Source organism: Streptococcus sp. IsoGale022, assembly GCF_031142805.1.
Taxonomy (GTDB): domain Bacteria; phylum Bacillota; class Bacilli; order Lactobacillales; family Streptococcaceae; genus Streptococcus; species Streptococcus sanguinis_A.
The window spans coordinates 1-16,308 of sequence record NZ_JAKZJI010000013.1 but is presented as its reverse complement, the minus strand read 5'-3'; the positions used below and the strand labels follow the sequence as shown (position 1 = coordinate 16,308).

Annotated in this window: 14 protein-coding genes, 5 tRNA genes and 1 pseudogene; 2 read left to right on the top strand and 18 right to left on the bottom strand. The window is 43.0% G+C overall.

Annotation, left to right across the window (positions count from 1 at the left end):
• Positions 1 to 23: 23 nt before the first annotated feature.
• The 5 genes from RG608_RS07695 to RG608_RS07675 all read right to left on the bottom strand — a co-directional run bounded on the left by RG608_RS07695 (position 24) and on the right by RG608_RS07675 (position 6,421).
• Positions 24 to 2,876, bottom strand: coding sequence for a TraM recognition domain-containing protein (locus RG608_RS07695; RefSeq protein ID WP_268687089.1), 2,853 nt, complete (start codon positions 2,874 to 2,876; stop codon positions 24 to 26).
• 7 nt (positions 2,877 to 2,883) lie between these two features.
• On the bottom strand, positions 2,884 to 3,348 hold the full coding sequence (locus RG608_RS07690) for a hypothetical protein (RefSeq protein ID WP_235787852.1): 465 nt from the start codon (positions 3,346 to 3,348) through the stop codon (positions 2,884 to 2,886).
• A gap of 182 nt (positions 3,349 to 3,530) precedes the next feature.
• Positions 3,531 to 4,742, bottom strand: coding sequence for a hypothetical protein (locus RG608_RS07685; protein ID WP_268687090.1), 1,212 nt, complete (start codon positions 4,740 to 4,742; stop codon positions 3,531 to 3,533).
• A 182-nt stretch (positions 4,743 to 4,924) separates the two neighbouring features.
• A complete protein-coding gene (locus RG608_RS07680; protein ID WP_002928838.1) occupies positions 4,925 to 5,104 on the bottom strand; it encodes a hypothetical protein in 180 nt (59 codons plus the stop codon).
• Positions 5,105 to 5,290: 186 nt separating this feature from the next.
• On the bottom strand, positions 5,291 to 6,421 hold the full coding sequence (locus tag RG608_RS07675; protein ID WP_002903507.1) for an ABC transporter ATP-binding protein: 1,131 nt from the start codon (positions 6,419 to 6,421) through the stop codon (positions 5,291 to 5,293).
• Between the two features lie 340 nt (positions 6,422 to 6,761).
• Here RG608_RS07675 and RG608_RS07670 point away from each other — a divergent pair, with 340 nt between their 5' ends.
• Together RG608_RS07670 and RG608_RS07665 are read left to right on the top strand one after the other, a co-directional pair.
• On the top strand, positions 6,762 to 7,364 hold the full coding sequence (locus RG608_RS07670) for a TetR/AcrR family transcriptional regulator (RefSeq protein ID WP_268687091.1): 603 nt from the start codon (positions 6,762 to 6,764) through the stop codon (positions 7,362 to 7,364).
• 204 nt (positions 7,365 to 7,568) lie between these two features.
• The gene (locus RG608_RS07665; RefSeq protein WP_268687092.1) at positions 7,569 to 8,141 is read left to right on the top strand and encodes a TetR/AcrR family transcriptional regulator; all 573 of its coding nucleotides are present in this window, start codon (positions 7,569 to 7,571) and stop codon (positions 8,139 to 8,141) included.
• Between the two features lie 141 nt (positions 8,142 to 8,282).
• Here RG608_RS07665 and RG608_RS07660 read toward each other — a convergent pair.
• From RG608_RS07660 to RG608_RS07600, 13 genes and pseudogenes are all read right to left on the bottom strand, one after another.
• Positions 8,283 to 8,886: pseudogene (locus RG608_RS07660) on the bottom strand (DUF6287 domain-containing protein).
• Positions 8,887 to 8,971: 85 nt separating this feature from the next.
• The gene (locus RG608_RS07655) at positions 8,972 to 9,190 is read right to left on the bottom strand and encodes a heavy-metal-associated domain-containing protein (protein ID WP_002928822.1); all 219 of its coding nucleotides are present in this window, start codon (positions 9,188 to 9,190) and stop codon (positions 8,972 to 8,974) included.
• 20 nt (positions 9,191 to 9,210) lie between these two features.
• The gene (locus RG608_RS07650; RefSeq protein ID WP_268687093.1) at positions 9,211 to 11,457 is read right to left on the bottom strand and encodes a heavy metal translocating P-type ATPase; all 2,247 of its coding nucleotides are present in this window, start codon (positions 11,455 to 11,457) and stop codon (positions 9,211 to 9,213) included.
• Entirely contained in the window at positions 11,457 to 11,900 is a 444-nt protein-coding gene (locus RG608_RS07645) for a CopY/TcrY family copper transport repressor (protein ID WP_308946803.1), read from the bottom strand. Before RG608_RS07645 ends, RG608_RS07650 begins: the two co-directional genes overlap by 1 nt.
• 147 nt (positions 11,901 to 12,047) lie before the next feature.
• Positions 12,048 to 13,550: a zinc ABC transporter substrate-binding protein AdcA gene (locus RG608_RS07640; protein ID WP_268687095.1), complete on the bottom strand. Its 1,503-nt coding sequence runs from the start codon at positions 13,548 to 13,550 to the stop codon at positions 12,048 to 12,050.
• Between the two features lie 9 nt (positions 13,551 to 13,559).
• Positions 13,560 to 14,366 (bottom strand): metal ABC transporter permease, encoded by an 807-nt coding sequence (locus RG608_RS07635; protein WP_268687096.1) that lies wholly within the window; start codon positions 14,364 to 14,366, stop codon positions 13,560 to 13,562.
• The gene (locus RG608_RS07630) at positions 14,359 to 15,069 is read right to left on the bottom strand and encodes a metal ABC transporter ATP-binding protein (protein ID WP_268687097.1); all 711 of its coding nucleotides are present in this window, start codon (positions 15,067 to 15,069) and stop codon (positions 14,359 to 14,361) included. The genes RG608_RS07635 and RG608_RS07630 overlap by 8 nt, the downstream gene beginning before the upstream one ends.
• Positions 15,066 to 15,509 (bottom strand): zinc-dependent MarR family transcriptional regulator, encoded by a 444-nt coding sequence (locus tag RG608_RS07625; protein WP_125331531.1) that lies wholly within the window; start codon positions 15,507 to 15,509, stop codon positions 15,066 to 15,068. The genes RG608_RS07630 and RG608_RS07625 overlap by 4 nt, the downstream gene beginning before the upstream one ends.
• A 364-nt stretch (positions 15,510 to 15,873) precedes the next feature.
• Positions 15,874 to 15,957 (bottom strand) — tRNA-Leu (locus RG608_RS07620).
• A gap of 12 nt (positions 15,958 to 15,969) precedes the next feature.
• Positions 15,970 to 16,041 (bottom strand) — tRNA-Gln (locus RG608_RS07615).
• Between the two features lie 13 nt (positions 16,042 to 16,054).
• Positions 16,055 to 16,127: transfer RNA gene (locus tag RG608_RS07610), tRNA-His, on the bottom strand.
• A gap of 10 nt (positions 16,128 to 16,137) precedes the next feature.
• Positions 16,138 to 16,208, bottom strand: a tRNA-Trp gene (locus RG608_RS07605).
• Positions 16,209 to 16,216: 8 nt separating this feature from the next.
• Positions 16,217 to 16,297, bottom strand: a tRNA-Tyr gene (locus RG608_RS07600).
• Positions 16,298 to 16,308: the final 11 nt, after the last annotated feature.

The following is a 16,308-nucleotide window of genomic DNA, read 5'->3' as shown; positions in this document are numbered from 1 at the left end:
GAGGCTCCTTCTATTATGAATATTTAATCGTCCATCATCGGATTATACTTTTTGGAAACATGTGGTTTTGCAGCCTCAGAGAATGCCTCAATACTTGGAGCATCATCCTTGCTCTGAGCATCTGATGTAGAATTAGCAGCCGACTCTGAACTAGACGGCTGAGCCGAAGCAGGCTCAACTGGTCGGTCGGATAAACCGCTTTCTTGACTGCTTTTCTGAACTGCTGACCGGGACTTCCCTTTATGGTCACTGCTCTTGGACGCAGCTGATTGTTTTCCTCCTTCAGACGAGCGCTTAGCTTTGTTTTTTCTAGGTTTTTCTAGAGACTTATGTTCCTCATCTAATCCAAGAATAATACGCTGCTCTTCTGGTGTAAAGCGGTCAAAAGGAATGACACCTTCCGAATGGCGCTCAACATAATAGCGCTCAACCTGTTCTTTCCAAATTTCGTAAGCACGGCGATCTTCTTCATTTTCCTCTATATTAAATGGTGCCTTGTAGTTAGGATCCTTGAAAATCGGAAGCTCAAAGGATGGTGTCGGCGTAACCTTGACTAGCTCGCTCTCTTCATCATCAATGACATGAACTCCAGCAAACTGGAATTTTTCCAAGCGGAAGAGCTCAGAGCTATTAGTCACATCTTCCTCTGCAATTTCCTCTCGGTAAGATGAAGCATTGTTGTCATTGCCTGCCAACATATCTACGCTACCTTTATTGGTCATGCGGCTGACCTTCTTTTCCGTTCCGGCCCGCTCTACGATAGTTTCTGTTGACTTATTGGAACTACCTTGGAAAACAAAAATATTCCGATAAGAGTTGAGCAGAGCAGCCGTATCTGAAGCTCCCAGGCTAGCCTCAATCTGCTCATAATTCTGGTAAAGACCCAGCACTGCCGTATTATACTTGCGGCATTGATTGAGGAAGCGCTCGGTATTGGGTGTTGTCACCCAGCCGTACTCATCTTCGATAATGGAAAAGAATGGATCCAACGTGCTAGAATTCCGTCTGAGAACCCCTTTCTGCACAATCATATCCGTAATCTGACCAATCATACGGGAGCTGTCATCGTCTACAGGACCACGGGCTGTATTGACCAATAGAAAGCCCCCCGTTTTCAGAAGAATATCAATATCCTTGGTAGACTGGGAGAAGAAAATCCGTCGCACCAAGTCAGAAGAAGCCAGTTTACGAATGGTATTTTTCATACCTTCAATATTAGCATCGTGGGTGATGTACTCAACACCCGTCCGCGGGTCTTCTTTATAAGCATCTGCAAAGTAATGGTAGGTCGTATTGATGATTTTATTTTTAGACTCAGCATCTCGTTTTTGATTAAACGCCTTGCGCAACTTAGGCGACATATGGGAATCAAAGCGAGATGGGAGACCACCTTGTTTGACAAATTCTTCCTTTTCAAGATTGTAAAGCTCCTGATAAGGTCTTTCATAGAGTCGTTGGAACTCTCGCTCACTGGCATCTCGATACACTTTAAAGAGCTTTAAGCGCTTGATGACCAGAGAAGGAATTTCCAGCAAATCATAAAACTCGCTGAGAGTTGGGGATCCACCATTGAGATTCACATCAAGATAGCTATTTTCAATCCGAGATGTAGATTTTAGCATGAAGACCAGATTGCGGACATAGGCCTGCTCTGCATTTTTAAAGAAAGTATTTCCACCGCTGCTACCACCTTCATCCGCGAAATTACGTATCAAATCCGAAGTCAGACCTGCGGCTGTATTTGTCTCTGCATCAAAGATATTAATTCCATCTGTGTCTTCCTTAGTCGGATCAACCAGCCAGATCATCTCTTCCGGAAATCCGGTTCGCTTGATAATATCCTCCGCATCATGAATCAAGTCACCTGAAGGCTCATTGACATAGAAACCGTTGATTAACTGCTTGCCCAAACCTTTCTCATACCATTTTTCATAGAAATCTCGCTTAGTCTCCAACAAAGTTTGCTCGTCAGAAATACCCAAAGCTGCAATCTGCTGATCCTGCTCCTGGATAAACTTGGCATATTCTCGCAGATAAACAGTCACATTGCGGGCGTCCTGAACAATGGTCGGCTTAGCAATGGCAACAGACTTACCAGAGCCTATCGGACCAAACCCTGCTGTGTGCAAGCGTCTGACATCCGTTTTGAGAATAACATCATCACCAATGTCCGAATTGCGTCCCAAACGGATATAGGCATCGCCGTCTCTGTCCAAATCGTTAAATAAATGAGTAACTTTCTTATGCTTAAAGAAGCGTTTTTTCAACCACCGCTTCATCATATCATCATAGACAACAATCTCACTGCTGTAGGAGTTATAGAGCAGATAGACAAAGAGAAAAACTGGTGCAATCAAAAGCAAAGTATTCCAAAATTGATTACCAATCAGTGGCGATAGAGTTTTATAGTCAAAATAGGTATTCCCTTCTTTGAGAAAGTCGCTGGCAGCCACATACATCTGATTGAGCATGGCAATGATATAATTATTCAAAGTCAAAACAATAATATCTATGCTGGATATCAGAGCTGATAGAAAGGATAGAAAAATATAACGTCGCATAGTCTGACTGCGATCATTTTCTTTGAAATCTTTCCTTTCTTTAAACAGCAGGTAGCGTTGGCGGCTAGTCAGATTCGTGTGCCACAGCCCTAGATAAAGAGACAGGAAGACGGACAAAAAGAGAACAATAAACAGAAATAGAAACAAGCCAAAACTAACTTGCTTTCTCATGACAGCCAGCAGCATGACTCCTGTAAGACTAGCAGCACCAAAAAGGAAAAGTGCCCAAATCACCTTTCTCAGCAAAAAGATCACATAATCAACACTTCGATGCCCTTTTAGTTTATAAGGTAATTTTGAAAGTAAAAATAGCATGAAAACCTCACTTCACCAACCCAATCATAATCTCTAATAAGCCAACAATACCGGCCGTCATTGCAAAAGCGACGTAAAAATACAGACGCTGACGCTGTCGGCTCTCTTCCCGCTCAATAATCAAATATTGATAACGATAGATATAGTGCTGAATAATGGAAAAAGTCGGTACCAGAGCTAGAACCAAAACCTGCAGAATACGCAGCAAATAAACCAAACTCTTTTCCTCCATTCCAGGCAAACTCCCCTTTGAAAAGAGCAGAGCTAGAACTGCGATAGAGCCAAAGCGAAAAATATAAAACAATGACACCGAAATCAGGAAGGCCAGCCCAGACTTCCGTTTTCGTTCGACATTGTTGGTCTGATCGCCAACTACCCAACCAATTCCGGATATGATAATGGCTAGTCCGATAATAATTTCAGCAACAATAATCACATAGTACATGATATGATTTAAAAAAGTTGAGTCCAACTTGCTGCTCCTTTTCTAAAAGAGGCTGAGAAAATCATGTTTCAGCCTCACCTTGTTATAGCAAAAGCTTCCTGCCATCCCAACCACTTGCTCAATAGCAGAGGATTGCTTGTAGATACAAGCCGAGATGAAAAAGCGAGAGGAACGAAATATTTATCATTTCATCTCGTTCCGCCACCATTCTACCTGTCAAAGAAATCCTCCAAGCCAGCATGCTCACTAAACGTTGAGTTATAAACAACAGTAGCTCGAATTTTCAGATAAGATTTACCCGCTTTGTCTGTGACCGTCTCATAACTGCCTTGACGCAGAACCACTGATATTTTCTGCTTTCTCTGAAAAAGTTGAGGTGTCAAACGTTCATTGGCTACCAACCGAACTGGGTAACCATAAGCTCCGTCCATTTCAAAATAATGCCCCTTGATTTCGTTGAAGTCTGTGATATAGCCCGAAGCAACTGTTCCCGGGCCAGCATCAATAAAATCTCTGACAACCGCTTCCGGATCTTTTTCCAAAGAAAGTCGCTCGCCAACTAAGTTGGGGGAGTTCCCCTCAATTCCTAGGCGTTGTCGTTTGTCGTCCGCCTGTTCATAACGGCCGCGCAAAAATTTGAAATCCACCAACTCTCCGATAGCTGCATAATCTTCTGTCTTCAAAATGCGCGAATGATAACGATAGCTAAAAAGTTTGTTGGGAATAAAAACCCGTTCCAGATTGGCGGTCAGCACAAAAACACCATTGTCAGAAATATAGTTAATCATGCCCTTTTGCACATCATGGATAGGCGAGTGATCTCCACCTTCTTCCAATTCCTGCAACACTTGACTGTTGAGCAGGTACTCTGCGATATTAATGTCACCCAGAGCTACATATTCATTTTCAAGTGGTTGGTCTTCTTGCTTTTTTAGGGCATCATAACGTTTAGCAAAAACAACCTGCTTCAAGTCAATAATCTTAACTGGAAAAACCTGACCAACCATCCGTCTCAGATCGGCAGGTTGGTAGAAGCCAGCGATATGCTGAGACACATAAATCGTCAGCCCCTGAAATTCTTTCTTGGTTGGCCGACAGATGACAATATCTTCAAAAAAGACCTGTCCCTGACTTTCTGACACATGCTTCGCAGAGTCTATGATTCCTACTGCGCGACAAGAAATGATAGATGAAAGAGCCGCCGTTTCCTTGGCCTTGTTGCCAATGTCATGGCGATTGAAATTCCGTCCAACTGCATTAGCATAGCCTTCCAGACTACGAGGAATCCTATCAGCCGTCTCCAGCCAGTCTTTATCGGTCTCTAAGAGACTAGCCACATATTTCGAATCAATCGTAAGGCCATTTTTAACAACCTTTTTGACATCAGGGTGAGTCCGTTCAATTTCCTTAATTCTTTTCATAACAGCCTTTCTATACCAAAGAATGAGAGTTTATACTAGTATCTATTATATAGAAAAATCCAGCTATTAATGTTTATGATAAAAAGAGACATCTTGCTGCAGCAAAAAAGCTGAGACAGCTTGCCTCAACCTTTAGAGAAAACTATTATACATCTATTTGAATCTAACAGTAAGTGACAACATTACCACAAAAACCGCCAGATCTGATAGCCTAGAAAAAGTGTCAGACTCGGCACTAGCAATGCCCAATAGGGAAAGTGCTTTTTTCGAATGCCAAGCAGCACATAAAAAGTAAAAACAAGATCCAAAATCAACAAACGAACATAATCATTGCCCAGTAAATGATACCAAGAGCTTCCCATGTAGCTCCTCCTATTTCTTACAGTATTTTCACTTTCAGGTCTAATTCAGTAGCTTTGTCCTGTAGTTGAAAGCAATTCCTGCTAAAATTATAGCATATTCTCAACTCTATGCCCATCTATGATCAATACGCATCAAGCAGTAAACAACGCAGACAAGCCTGTCTGCGTTGTTTGTTTATCAACTGATTAATAGACTGTCTTCTCTGTCTCTGGATCAAAGAAGTGCGCTTTATTGAGGTCAAAGCCTAGGTCAATACCTGCACCAGTTTCTAGGTAATCCCGTGAATCCACACGCGCTACAAACTCACTAGAACCCACTTGGCAGTAGAGATGAGACTCTGCTCCCAGCAATTCTGAAACAGAAATCTTAGCATGCACAACTGAATTCGGGAAAGTTTCCAAGAAAGCAGCTTCTGCATTAACATCCTCTGGACGAATACCGAAGATCAGCTCCTTGCCCTCGTAACCTTTCTCCCGCAGAACCTTGAGAGCTCCTTCTGGCACAGTCAAACGCAGGCCTTCTGCTACAATCTCATTCCCTTCAAGCTTAACTGGGATGAAGTTCATAGCTGGGCTGCCAATGAAGCCGGCAACGAACTTATTAACTGGGTTGTTGTAGACTTCCTGCGGAGTACCAATCTGTTCCACTCGTCCAATCGTTCCAGTTCCAGCAGGATTCTTGGTCGCTGACATGATAACGATACGATCCGCCAAGGTCATAGCTTCTGTTTGGTCGTGCGTTACGTAGATAGTTGTTGCTCCGATACGACGGTGAATTTTAGCGATTTCAGCACGCATAGAAACACGCAGCTTAGCATCCAAGTTAGACAGAGGCTCATCCATAAGGAAAACCTTTGCATCACGAACAATAGCGCGTCCCATAGCTACCCGCTGACGCTGACCACCAGACAAATCAGCTGGCTTGCGCTGCAAGAATTCCTTCAAGCCTAGGATTTCTGCTGCTTCGTTGACACGTTTGTCAATATCTTCCTTGCTGTACTTGCGCAGCTTGAGACCAAAGGCCATGTTATCATAGACAGTCATGTGTGGATAAAGGGCATAGTTCTGGAAGACCATAGCAATATCACGGTCTTTTGGCGCCACATCATTGACCACTGTACCGTCAATAGAGGCAGTTCCTTCTGTAATATCCTCCAAGCCTGCAATCATACGCAGCGTAGTTGATTTTCCGCAACCAGACGGACCAACAAATACGATAAATTCCTTGTCCTTGATATCTAGATTAAAGTCTTCCACTGAGTAGTGGTCGCTGTTGGGATATTTTTTATAGATATTTTTCAGATTTAATTCGACCATAATAAGCCCCTTCTTTTGATTAAAAATATTTTCTTTTAAGCTCTCGTTTGCAAAGCGCTTTCACATTGTCCATTATATCGTTTTTTTTTTACTTTTTCAAGCACTTTTAGTAAAACGTTTGCATAATTTTTAAAAATTTTCTCCATCAAAAAAGAGACCAATAGGCCGCTTTAAAATTTATTCTTCTTTTTTCTACTACGGAGTGACAATCCAGCTGCGCTTAGAGCAATCTATAAATTATTCCATTTAACAATGTGTAAACTTTTTTAGTAAAAATTCTGGGCTATTTTCTAGCTTATTTCAGACAGAAAAAGTAAAATGGTATAGGAGGGATAAAATTATGGCTCTTAATACACGAGATAGGATTTTGGATGCATTTTTTGAATTAGCAGATAAACAGCCAGACAGGCTGCGTTTTACCTTTACAGAAATCGCTAAAAAAGCCGGTTTGTCAAGACAGGCCATTTACAAACGACACTTTAATAACACTACTGAAATTATCGAATACATTCGCCAAGATATGGTAAAGCAAGCCTTTGCTCCCAATTGGAATAGCAACAATTCTGAAGCGGGCTTAGATCCTTTCGCCTTTTTGGCTCAAACGATTCTTCCCGCTATTTATGAGCAACGCCAACGCATTAAAATATTATATACTAGTTCTGTCGATCCTCTGTGGAGCGATTTTATTACTGCCAGTTACAAGGACTGGATCGAGCAGAATCTAAATCTTGACCACCAAAAATTAGGTATTCCTGAAGACCTGGCCAATCAACTGCTGGCCGGCTGGATTAGTTCTCTTATCAAGAATTGGATCACTCAGGATGACCCCGTTCCTTGCAAGCAGTTTTCTAAGACATTTCTCAACCTTGTATCTTCGCCCCTAACCAGCTTTGCTGCCTATGATAGTCCAGCTGGTCCTTCAAACAAAATTGTTATCGCATAACCAATTAGAAGAAAAGCAGAGAAATGGCAGAACCAGTCCTTGTAAGGGAAGACTGGTTTTTTATATTAAATTTTAAAAATAATTGGACATTTTCTCTATAAAGTGTTATCATTTTAGTTGACAAATGGTAAACTACTTTGTTGGAGTCTGCTCTATTTTTTAGACATACCAGCAAGAACTTAATATAAAAGAAGGAAGGTACTTATGCCCCAAGATACTCGAGACAAAGTCGTCAATGCCTTAATTGAGCTGGCAGAGCAAAATCCTGAAAAGTCTTATTTTACTTTTTCAGAGATTGCTAAACAAGCCGGTCTATCGCGCCAGGCCATCTATAAAAAGCATTTTAGTAATGTTGAAGACATTATCCAATACATCCGCCAGACAATTATGGCTCCGTTTTTGCCCCTGTATGAAAGCTACGAAGAAGGAAATGGAGAAAATCCATTCTGCTTCTTTGCCAAGCATATGATTCCTACCCTCTATGAACATAGGAAATGGATGAAGGTGCTCTACACTACAGCTATCGATCCTTTCTGGAGTGACTATCTATCTACCTTCTTCACTCAGTGGGTCGTACAAAATTTAGAAATTGACTCTAAGAAATTGGGGATTTCGAAAGAGATGGCTACTGAAATTGTCGTCAGATGGATTAATTCCCTCATTGAGATTTGGATCATCAAAGAAGACCCTATGCCTGCAGAGGATTTCGCCAAATTGTTCCTGAATGTAATTTCAACCCCTATGGATCAATTTATAACGCCTCATAGTGAGTCCTAATTCAACTCAAAATTATGAAGCCCGCCTAATTTAGGCAGGCTTTTTTATCTGTAAAATTTCTTACTCTACCAAAGAAAAAAGAGCAGATGTTTTTCTGCTCTCCTCAATATATAAGTTATAAAACTAAAAGCCAAGCTACGTTTAATCTACTCGATAATAGAAGCTGCCTTGCTCGTCAAAGCTATTCATGCCAACACCTGTCCAGATTCTATCTTGGCCAGCATCTGAGTTGTCTGTAAAGTTTTCCTTGTCAGCGACCTTAACTCCCTTAGGAAGAAACTCAATCAGAAAACCTCCGCTTTCTCCGCCGTAGACACCGCCAGCAGCAGTCCCATAGTCTGTCAGTGAAGCTCCGTACAATTCATAAACACTTGAAACCAAGCCCTTGTCATCAAAAACAAGCTGGTTGCCAGAAGCATCCTGCCAGGTTCCTTTAACGCTGGCATAATTGCCATTTGCAAGTGCTGAAATGTCCATCGCTTCCTTCTTTTCCTTGTTTTTTTCTGTGCTTGCACTCTCTGAGCTAGTGCTGCTAGCCGCTGAAGTTGCTGCTGCAGTTGATTGACTGGATACCTGCTCCACAGAACTTGTTACCGAGCCAGTACTGCTAGTAGACGTCTCTGATTGATTCGTAGCACTGCCCTTTGAGCAAGCTGTCATAGCTAATAAAGCAGCTCCTGCTAGTAAAAAAAGGTAAAGCTTTTTTCTTCATTTTTCTCCTCTTTCTCACGGTAAGATAAATCATGTGATTAGTAACATTATAGATTATTTTATCGCTTTTTACAAGAAGAATTCTAGCAACTGGGCAGGCGCAAAGCTACTGACTTTATTCATTCAGCTTCTGCCACATCCAGAACCCTGTAGATTGTCTTTGCCAGAGCAACTTCATAATCAGCTGTCCCATAAGGCTTATCAGTCGTGACGTGGGCTGTCTGCTGTTCTAGATCTACCGCCACATCTGACACTCCCTCCATAGATAGGAAGTGCTGGGTGACATGTTTAACACAGTTTTGACAAGATAAGTTTTCTAATTGAACTGTTTGTTTCATAGATTCATTCCTCCGTATATTTAGTTCATTTTAAAGCGTCCTAGACGCAGAGCATTGGCCACTACTGACACTGAGCTCAAGCTCATGGCCAGACCAGCCAGCATAGGATTGAGCAAGGGACCGCCGAAAAGATGCAGTAGACCCATAGCAATCGGGATGCCTAGTGTATTGTAGGCAAAAGCCCAGAAGAGATTTTCCTTGATATTACGGATGGTTGCCTGACTGAGCTTGATAGCCTTGACTACATCCTGCAAATCACTATGCATGAGCACTACATCTGCCGACTCAATAGCTACATCAGCGCCTGAACCGATGGCAATTCCCACATCTGCCTGAACCAGAGCCGGCGCATCATTGATACCGTCTCCGACCATGGCTAGTTTTTTTCCAGCTTCCTGTAAGTTCTTGATAGCAGCGACCTTACCATCTGGCAATACACCTGCGATGACTTTTTGGATTCCAGCTTTCTGGGCAATAGCTGTCGCTGTTTCTTCACGATCTCCTGTCAGCATGATGACTTCTAGCCCCATAGACTGAAGCTCCTGCACAGCCGACAGGCTACTAGATTTCATCTCATCTGCTACCGCTAGAATACCAGCCAACTGTCCATCTACTGCGACAAACATGGCTGTCTTCCCTTCTTGGGATAGCTCCAACAACTGTTCTTGAAAAGCATTGCTGTCAATGTTCTTTTCTTTCATCAAAGACTCATTTCCCACCAGAAGCTGTCTGTTCTCAACCCGAGCTGACAAACCTCGGCCAACAATGGCCTCAAAATGATTGACAGGCAGTAAGCCAAGCTCCTCCTCTTCAGCTGCTGCCAAAATAGCCTGAGCCAAAGGATGCTCAGAATGCTGCTCAGCACTGGCTATTAACCGCAACAAGTCGGACCGATTCAAATCACTCAAGGGCAGCAGATCTGTCAGACTGGGCTTACCAACCGTAATCGTCCCCGTCTTATCAAGAACAATAGTATCCAGTTGATAAGCTGCTTCCAAAGCTTGTCCAGACTTAATCAGAATTCCATTTTCAGCCCCTTTACCAGTCCCAACCATAATGGCTGTCGGAGTGGCTAATCCCAGCGCACAAGGGCAGGCAATGACCAGAACTGCGATAAAGATTGACAGAGAAAAGCCAAGGCTCTCACCAGCTAGAACATACCAGCCCAGCGCAGACAAAGCAGCCAAGCTCAGCACGATTGGGACAAAATAAAGCGAAATTTTATCGGCCAAAGCCGCTATTGGCGCCTTAGACCCCTGCGCTTCCTCCACCAATCTAACAATCTGGGCTAAGGTCGTATCCGAACCCACTCTAGTTGCTTGGTAGTCAATACTACCATTTTGATTGATTGTTGCACTGGTAATGGTATCGCCGACCTTCTTTTCAATCGGGACACTTTCACCAGTCATCATGGACTCATCCACAAAGGTCTGCCCTTCCGTCACAAGGCCGTCTACCGGCATACGCTCCCCTGGCTTGATACGGATAATGTCCCCAACTCGGATATCCTCCGTATCAATGGTCACAGCTTCACCATAACGAATCACTGTCGCCTGACTAGGCACTAGCTCAAGCAGAGACTGAATTGCCTGAGACGTTCTCCCTTTAGCTGAACTTTCCAGATATTTCCCCAGAAGAACCAAGGCAATAATCACTGCAACCGACTCAAAATAGAGCTGATGAACAAAGGCATGATAGCCTAGAAAAACCTGACCAACCGAGTAGAGGCTGTAAAAAAATGCTGCGCCGGTTCCCACTGCAATCAGACTATCCATATTGGGATGTTGCTTGATAAGATTGCGAAATCCTCTCTGATAGAAGCCACGCCCAATCCACACAGCAGGCAGAGTCAAAAGAAGTTGTGACAGAACGAAGACCAAGGGATGCGCCATATGGTCCAAAAAGCTAGGTAGAGGAAGACCGACCATACTGCCCATAGAGATATAAAGCAAAGGCAGAGCTGTAGCCAAAAGAATTAGTAATTCTTGCTTTTTCCTTTTCAATTCCTTCGCTTTCATCGCAGCCTCTTCATTCACATCGGACGGTCGGTCTTTTCCTTTTTCTTCCGCCTGATAACCAGCCTCGGCTACTGCATCCAGCACTTGCTGGCTGTCAAATCCCTCCTTAGGAACCAAACTAAGACGTTCTGTTGCCAGATTGACACTGACCTCCTCAACCGTTTCTAAGTCCTTGACCGCCATCTCAACTGTCATAGCACAAGATGCACAGGTCATTCCTGAGAGTTTGTATTCTTTCTTCTCGCTCATCAATGCTCCTCCTTTCCGTGCCCGCAACGACACTGACCTTGCGGACAGTGACATTTGATTTCTAACGGAGCTGAAGCCCTTTCCTTATCAATGACTTGGCTGAGCCGCTCCAAGTCCCCTTGGCTGAACTGACTTCTCTCAATCATCGAAATCAAAAGTTCTCCATGCTTGGTGTTGCAGATATTATCAAAGAGATCCTGTAAAGTACTTTCCAGATGATCCGATTCTAAAATCTGAGCATCATAGTAAAACTTACCCTCTATTTTTTCCATAGCAATAAATTCTTTGGTTTTGAGACGATTCAAAAGGGTCTTGATGGTTGCCGGCTTCCAGGAAAAATCGGCTTCCAACCGTGCTATAATCTCTGTACTGCGACTGTGTGGATAGGCCCATAACACACGCATGACTTGCCATTCTGCTTGACTAATATTTTGCTGTTCCATTGTTTAACACTCCCTTATCATTTACATTTGTAATCTAACTCTTTATTAGTTTACATTTGTAATCGTAATTTGTCAAGTAATTTTATCATCATTTTCCGATATACAAAAAAGAAGGCGGGATAGTCCCGTCTTCTTACTTTATTTATATTAATGCGCCAACATCTCTTGGGCAATTTCTTGACCTGTCAATTTACTTGGATAGTAGGTCGGCCAGTTTTCCAGTTCATCAAAGAGTGCTTCCTGGCTTTCGCCGCCATAGAAGATATGGAAATGAGCTGCCTTGGTTGGTGCAATGTTGTGGTCACTAAACTGAACATACTTGTACTCACCAGCATCCTCGTCTGTCGCTTCAAACATAAAGCGTACCCCTCGATTTCCCTTAGAGTAAGTCAGAGTATGCTTACCAACGTATTTATAAGTATATTTCTTAGATTTTCCATCTACCACAAATTCCATGGTCTTATCTGTGATATTGATATTGGAAACATCTGTCTTGTAGCCCTTGTCATAGTAGTCCTTGTATTCAGCTGCCGTCATTTTTCCAGTCAGCTTAGCCTTGTAGTCAAAGACTTGGTCCAAGGTCCCGTCCTTCAAATAAGGGTAAACAGACTGCCACTCGCCAGCATAGTCAGACAAGGTCCGATCCTTGACGGCACTGTCTTCAAAGTAACCGTTTTGGACTGTCTTATCGTCTTCTTCTTTCTCGGCTGCAATCTCTGCTCCCTCTTGGTCAGTTGTCTTCTTGAGAGCCTTTAGATTGGCCTGCATGATAGAAATATAGTCTGCCCCATCCTTGGTCTGCTCTTCAGTCAAGCTTTCCAGCGGATTCAAGACATCTAGTTCTACCCCTGTTTCCTTAGCCAGAGTAGAAGCCAAAGCCTGAGAGGCATTCTCTTCAAAGTAGATATACTTGATTTTATTTTTCTTGATATACTCGGTCAATTCAGCCAAGCGTGAAGCGGATGGCTCGCTATCTGGTGAAAGTCCAGAAATTGGCACTTGCTTCAAGCCATAGTCCAATGCCAGATAATTAAAGGCTGCGTGCTGAGTTACAAAGCTCTTTTGCTTGGCATTAGCCAAACCATCTTCATATTCCTTGTCTAAGGCTTCCAGTTTCTTGATATAAGTCGCTGCATTTTTCTCAAAAGCAGCTTTCTTGTCAGGATAAGACTTGCTCAGGCTATCACGGATGTGCTCCACCATTTTAATAGCCCGCTTCGGAGATAGCCAGACATGGGGATCATAGGCATGATGATGCCCCTCTTCACCATGGTCGTGGTCTTCTTCCTCTTCACCACCAGGCAACAAGAGCATGTCTCCTGTCGCTTTGATAACCGTTTCTTCCTTATTTTTCAAAGTTTTTAACAGTTCAGGAACCCAAGTCTCCATATTTTCATTTTCATAGACAAAGGCATCTGCATCCTGAATGGTCGCAACAGCTTTGGCTGAGGGTTCATAATCATGCGGCTCTGTACCAGCCCCGATCAAAAGTTCAACATTGGCTTCATCTCCAGCCACCTGCTTGGTAAACTCATAAACCGGATAAAAAGTTGTGACAATATTGAGCTTGCCATCTGCATTTTTTTGATTGGAACAAGCTACTAAGAAAATACTCAGTAAACCCGCTAATAGTAAGCTAATTTTTTTCATTTTCTGCTCCTATTTCATAAATTTTTTGACCAGGTTGACCAGCAAGAACAAGCTGACAAAGATAATCGTAATGCTAGCGCTTGCTGGTGTCTCTGCATAGTAAGAAATATAAAGTCCGGCAATCATACCAAAGAAGCCGATGGCATTTGCCAGCAAAATGACCGACTTGAAATTTTTCCCAATCCGCAGGGCAATACTAGCCGGCAAGACCATAATGGTCGAAACAAGCAAGGCTCCCGCAGCTGGAATCATGAGGGCAATCGCAACACCCGTCACAATATTAAAGAGGATAGACATGGTCCGCACAGGCAGCCCATCCACAAAGGCCGTATCCTCATCAAAGGTCAAGATGTACATGGGGCGAATGAAGAGGAAGGTCAAGACAAGAACCACAGCAGCAATCACAAAAAGAGAAATCACCTGCTCCGTACTGATAGTCACAATGGAGCCAAACAAATACTGGTCCAGACTCATGGAACTGGAACTCTTACCCTTACTCATAACAATCAAGGAAATGGCTAAACCAGTTGACATGAGAATAGCAGTACCGATTTCCATAAAATTCTTATAAATAGTGCGCAAGTACTCTAAAAAGACTGCTGCAATCATTACCACAAGCACCGTTGTGAGAGTCGGTGACAGCCCAAGAACCAAACCAAAAGCTACACCTGCCAATGAAACGTGACTGAGAGTGTCACTCATAAGGCTCTGCCGACGTAAGATCAGGAAGGTCCCCAGAATCGGTGAGAAGAGGCTCATGGCAATAACTGCTAAGAAGGCTCGCTGCATAAAATCATAGGAAAATAGATTAAACATGACTCACCTCCTGCACATTGTCGCTTTCATGCACATTGAAACAGCGCCAAGGTGAGTCCTGATTACGGACCAGATGAATGTTGCGGTCGGCATATTTACGAACTTCTTCCGGATCGTGTGTAATCATCAAGACAGCTTTTCCATGCTGATGAGCACTATGGTGCATGAGCTTGTAAAATTCATCCTTGCTGCCTGCATCCATCCCTGTTGTCGGCTCATCAAGGACAAAAATATCCGGATCCGAAGCAAACATCCGAGCAATCACAGCCCTCTGCTTTTGCCCGCCAGAGAGAGAACCAATTCGCTTATCTCGATGTTCCCACATTCCAACCGACTCCAGACTTACCTTAATATGCTCCTCATCATGCTCATTCAAACGGCGAAACCAACCCTTACGTGGATAACGTCCCGATTTGACAAACTCATACACAGTACTAGGAAAACCAGCATTAAAACTAGCAATCTGCTGAGGAAGGTAGGCAATCCGCAGTTTCTTGCCTCGCACATTGGTCTTGGAAATCTTCACTTCCCCATGCTTAGGCTGCAAAATACCCAAACTAGCCTTGATAAGCGTCGTCTTAGCAGCTCCATTTTCACCCGTCAAGGTGACAAACTCACCGCTGTCTAGAAAATAATGAATATGCTCCAGCACCGGCTCCTTGTCATAGTAAAAGGAAAGATTATCTACTGTGATATATCTCATTTCCCAATCTCTCCCACTAAGGAATCCAAAAACTTAGCAATTGCAGCTTGTTCAGCATCAGAAAACTGCTCTGCTACTTTATGATAAGTTGCCAAAGTATGCGTGTGATGATGCTGATGTTCCTTTGCAATCGGCTGAGCTAACTCAGTCAAACGGTAAAAGGTAACCCGTGCATCTCTCTTATCTTTAAAAGCTTGCAGCATCTCTTGCCGAACCAAAGATTTCACAGCCTTGGTTACAGCAGCTTGACTCACATTCAGTTTTTTTGCCAAATCAGAATTTGTCAAAGATTCCTCAGACAAAAGCATCAAAATATGCTCCTGCGTATTGGTTAAAGGCACATCACTCGTGCAAGAACCAATCAGAATCTCATGCTGATTTTCTGCTTTCAAAATAACTTCATTTAAAAATTGATCGATCTTCTGCGCTAAATGAGTCATTTCCTCCTCCTTCTCTTAACCAGTTAAAGCTTTACTGGTTAATTATACCACAAAAAAAGAAAAGAGTCAAGAATTTTCAGTAAAAGTAAGATGCTTTTCACAAAAAATATTTAATCATACAATCAGATTCTTAAGCTCCAAATAAAACTCAATCAGAGAATAAAAAGGAACAAACCGAGCTGACTCTTATTAGAGTTCTAGATCTTATAAGGCATTTAATGGTGAAATTCTTCCGTAACCTTTGCACGAGTTAAGTGTAAATTTACAAGAAAAATCACGATTGAACCTCCCGCTTTAGCTTACAAATAAATACGAAAGAGAGAACAAAAAAACGAAGTAAAAATACTTCGCTAAACTTAAGCTATACCGGCGGCCGGGGTCGAACCGGCACGTCCGTGAGGACACTGGATTTTGAGTCCAGCGCGTCTGCCAATTCCGCCACGCCGGCTCAAGTTTTTAACTGGGGTAGCTGGATTCGAACCAACGCATGAGGGAGTCAAAGTCCCTTGCCTTACCGCTTGGCGATACCCCAATAATAATAAATAGGCGAGTGATGGGGATCGAACCCACGCATGCCAGAGCCACAATCTGGTGTGTTAACCACTTCACCACACCCGCCATATTTAAACACGGGCAGTAGGAATTGAACCCACACTGAAGGTTTTGGAGACCTTAGTTCTACCTTTAAACTATGCCCGTAAAGGTTATGGAAGGGGAGGGATTCGAACCCCCGAACCCGAAGGAGCGGATTTACAGTCCGCCGCGTTTAGCCTCTTCGCTACCCTTCCGATTATAAAAT

What these genes read in the sequence shown, in the direction of transcription:
- RG608_RS07695 (WP_268687089.1), bottom strand. Translation starts at nt 2,876, where the DNA reads ATGCTATTTTTACTTTCAAAATTACCTTATAAACTAAAAGGGCATCGA.
- RG608_RS07685 (WP_268687090.1), bottom strand. Translation starts at nt 4,742, where the DNA reads ATGAAAAGAATTAAGGAAATTGAACGGACTCACCCTGATGTCAAAAAG.
- RG608_RS07680 (WP_002928838.1), bottom strand. Translation starts at nt 5,104, where the DNA reads ATGGGAAGCTCTTGGTATCATTTACTGGGCAATGATTATGTTCGTTTG.
- RG608_RS07675 (WP_002903507.1), bottom strand. Translation starts at nt 6,421, where the DNA reads ATGGTCGAATTAAATCTGAAAAATATCTATAAAAAATATCCCAACAGC.
- RG608_RS07670 (WP_268687091.1), top strand. Translation starts at nt 6,762, where the DNA reads ATGGCTCTTAATACACGAGATAGGATTTTGGATGCATTTTTTGAATTA.
- RG608_RS07665 (WP_268687092.1), top strand. Translation starts at nt 7,569, where the DNA reads ATGCCCCAAGATACTCGAGACAAAGTCGTCAATGCCTTAATTGAGCTG.
- RG608_RS07655 (WP_002928822.1), bottom strand. Translation starts at nt 9,190, where the DNA reads ATGAAACAAACAGTTCAATTAGAAAACTTATCTTGTCAAAACTGTGTT.
- RG608_RS07650 (WP_268687093.1), bottom strand. Translation starts at nt 11,457, where the DNA reads ATGAGCGAGAAGAAAGAATACAAACTCTCAGGAATGACCTGTGCATCT.
- RG608_RS07645 (WP_308946803.1), bottom strand. Translation starts at nt 11,900, where the DNA reads ATGGAACAGCAAAATATTAGTCAAGCAGAATGGCAAGTCATGCGTGTG.
- RG608_RS07640 (WP_268687095.1), bottom strand. Translation starts at nt 13,550, where the DNA reads ATGAAAAAAATTAGCTTACTATTAGCGGGTTTACTGAGTATTTTCTTA.
- RG608_RS07635 (WP_268687096.1), bottom strand. Translation starts at nt 14,366, where the DNA reads ATGTTTAATCTATTTTCCTATGATTTTATGCAGCGAGCCTTCTTAGCA.
- RG608_RS07630 (WP_268687097.1), bottom strand. Translation starts at nt 15,069, where the DNA reads ATGAGATATATCACAGTAGATAATCTTTCCTTTTACTATGACAAGGAG.
- RG608_RS07625 (WP_125331531.1), bottom strand. Translation starts at nt 15,509, where the DNA reads ATGACTCATTTAGCGCAGAAGATCGATCAATTTTTAAATGAAGTTATT.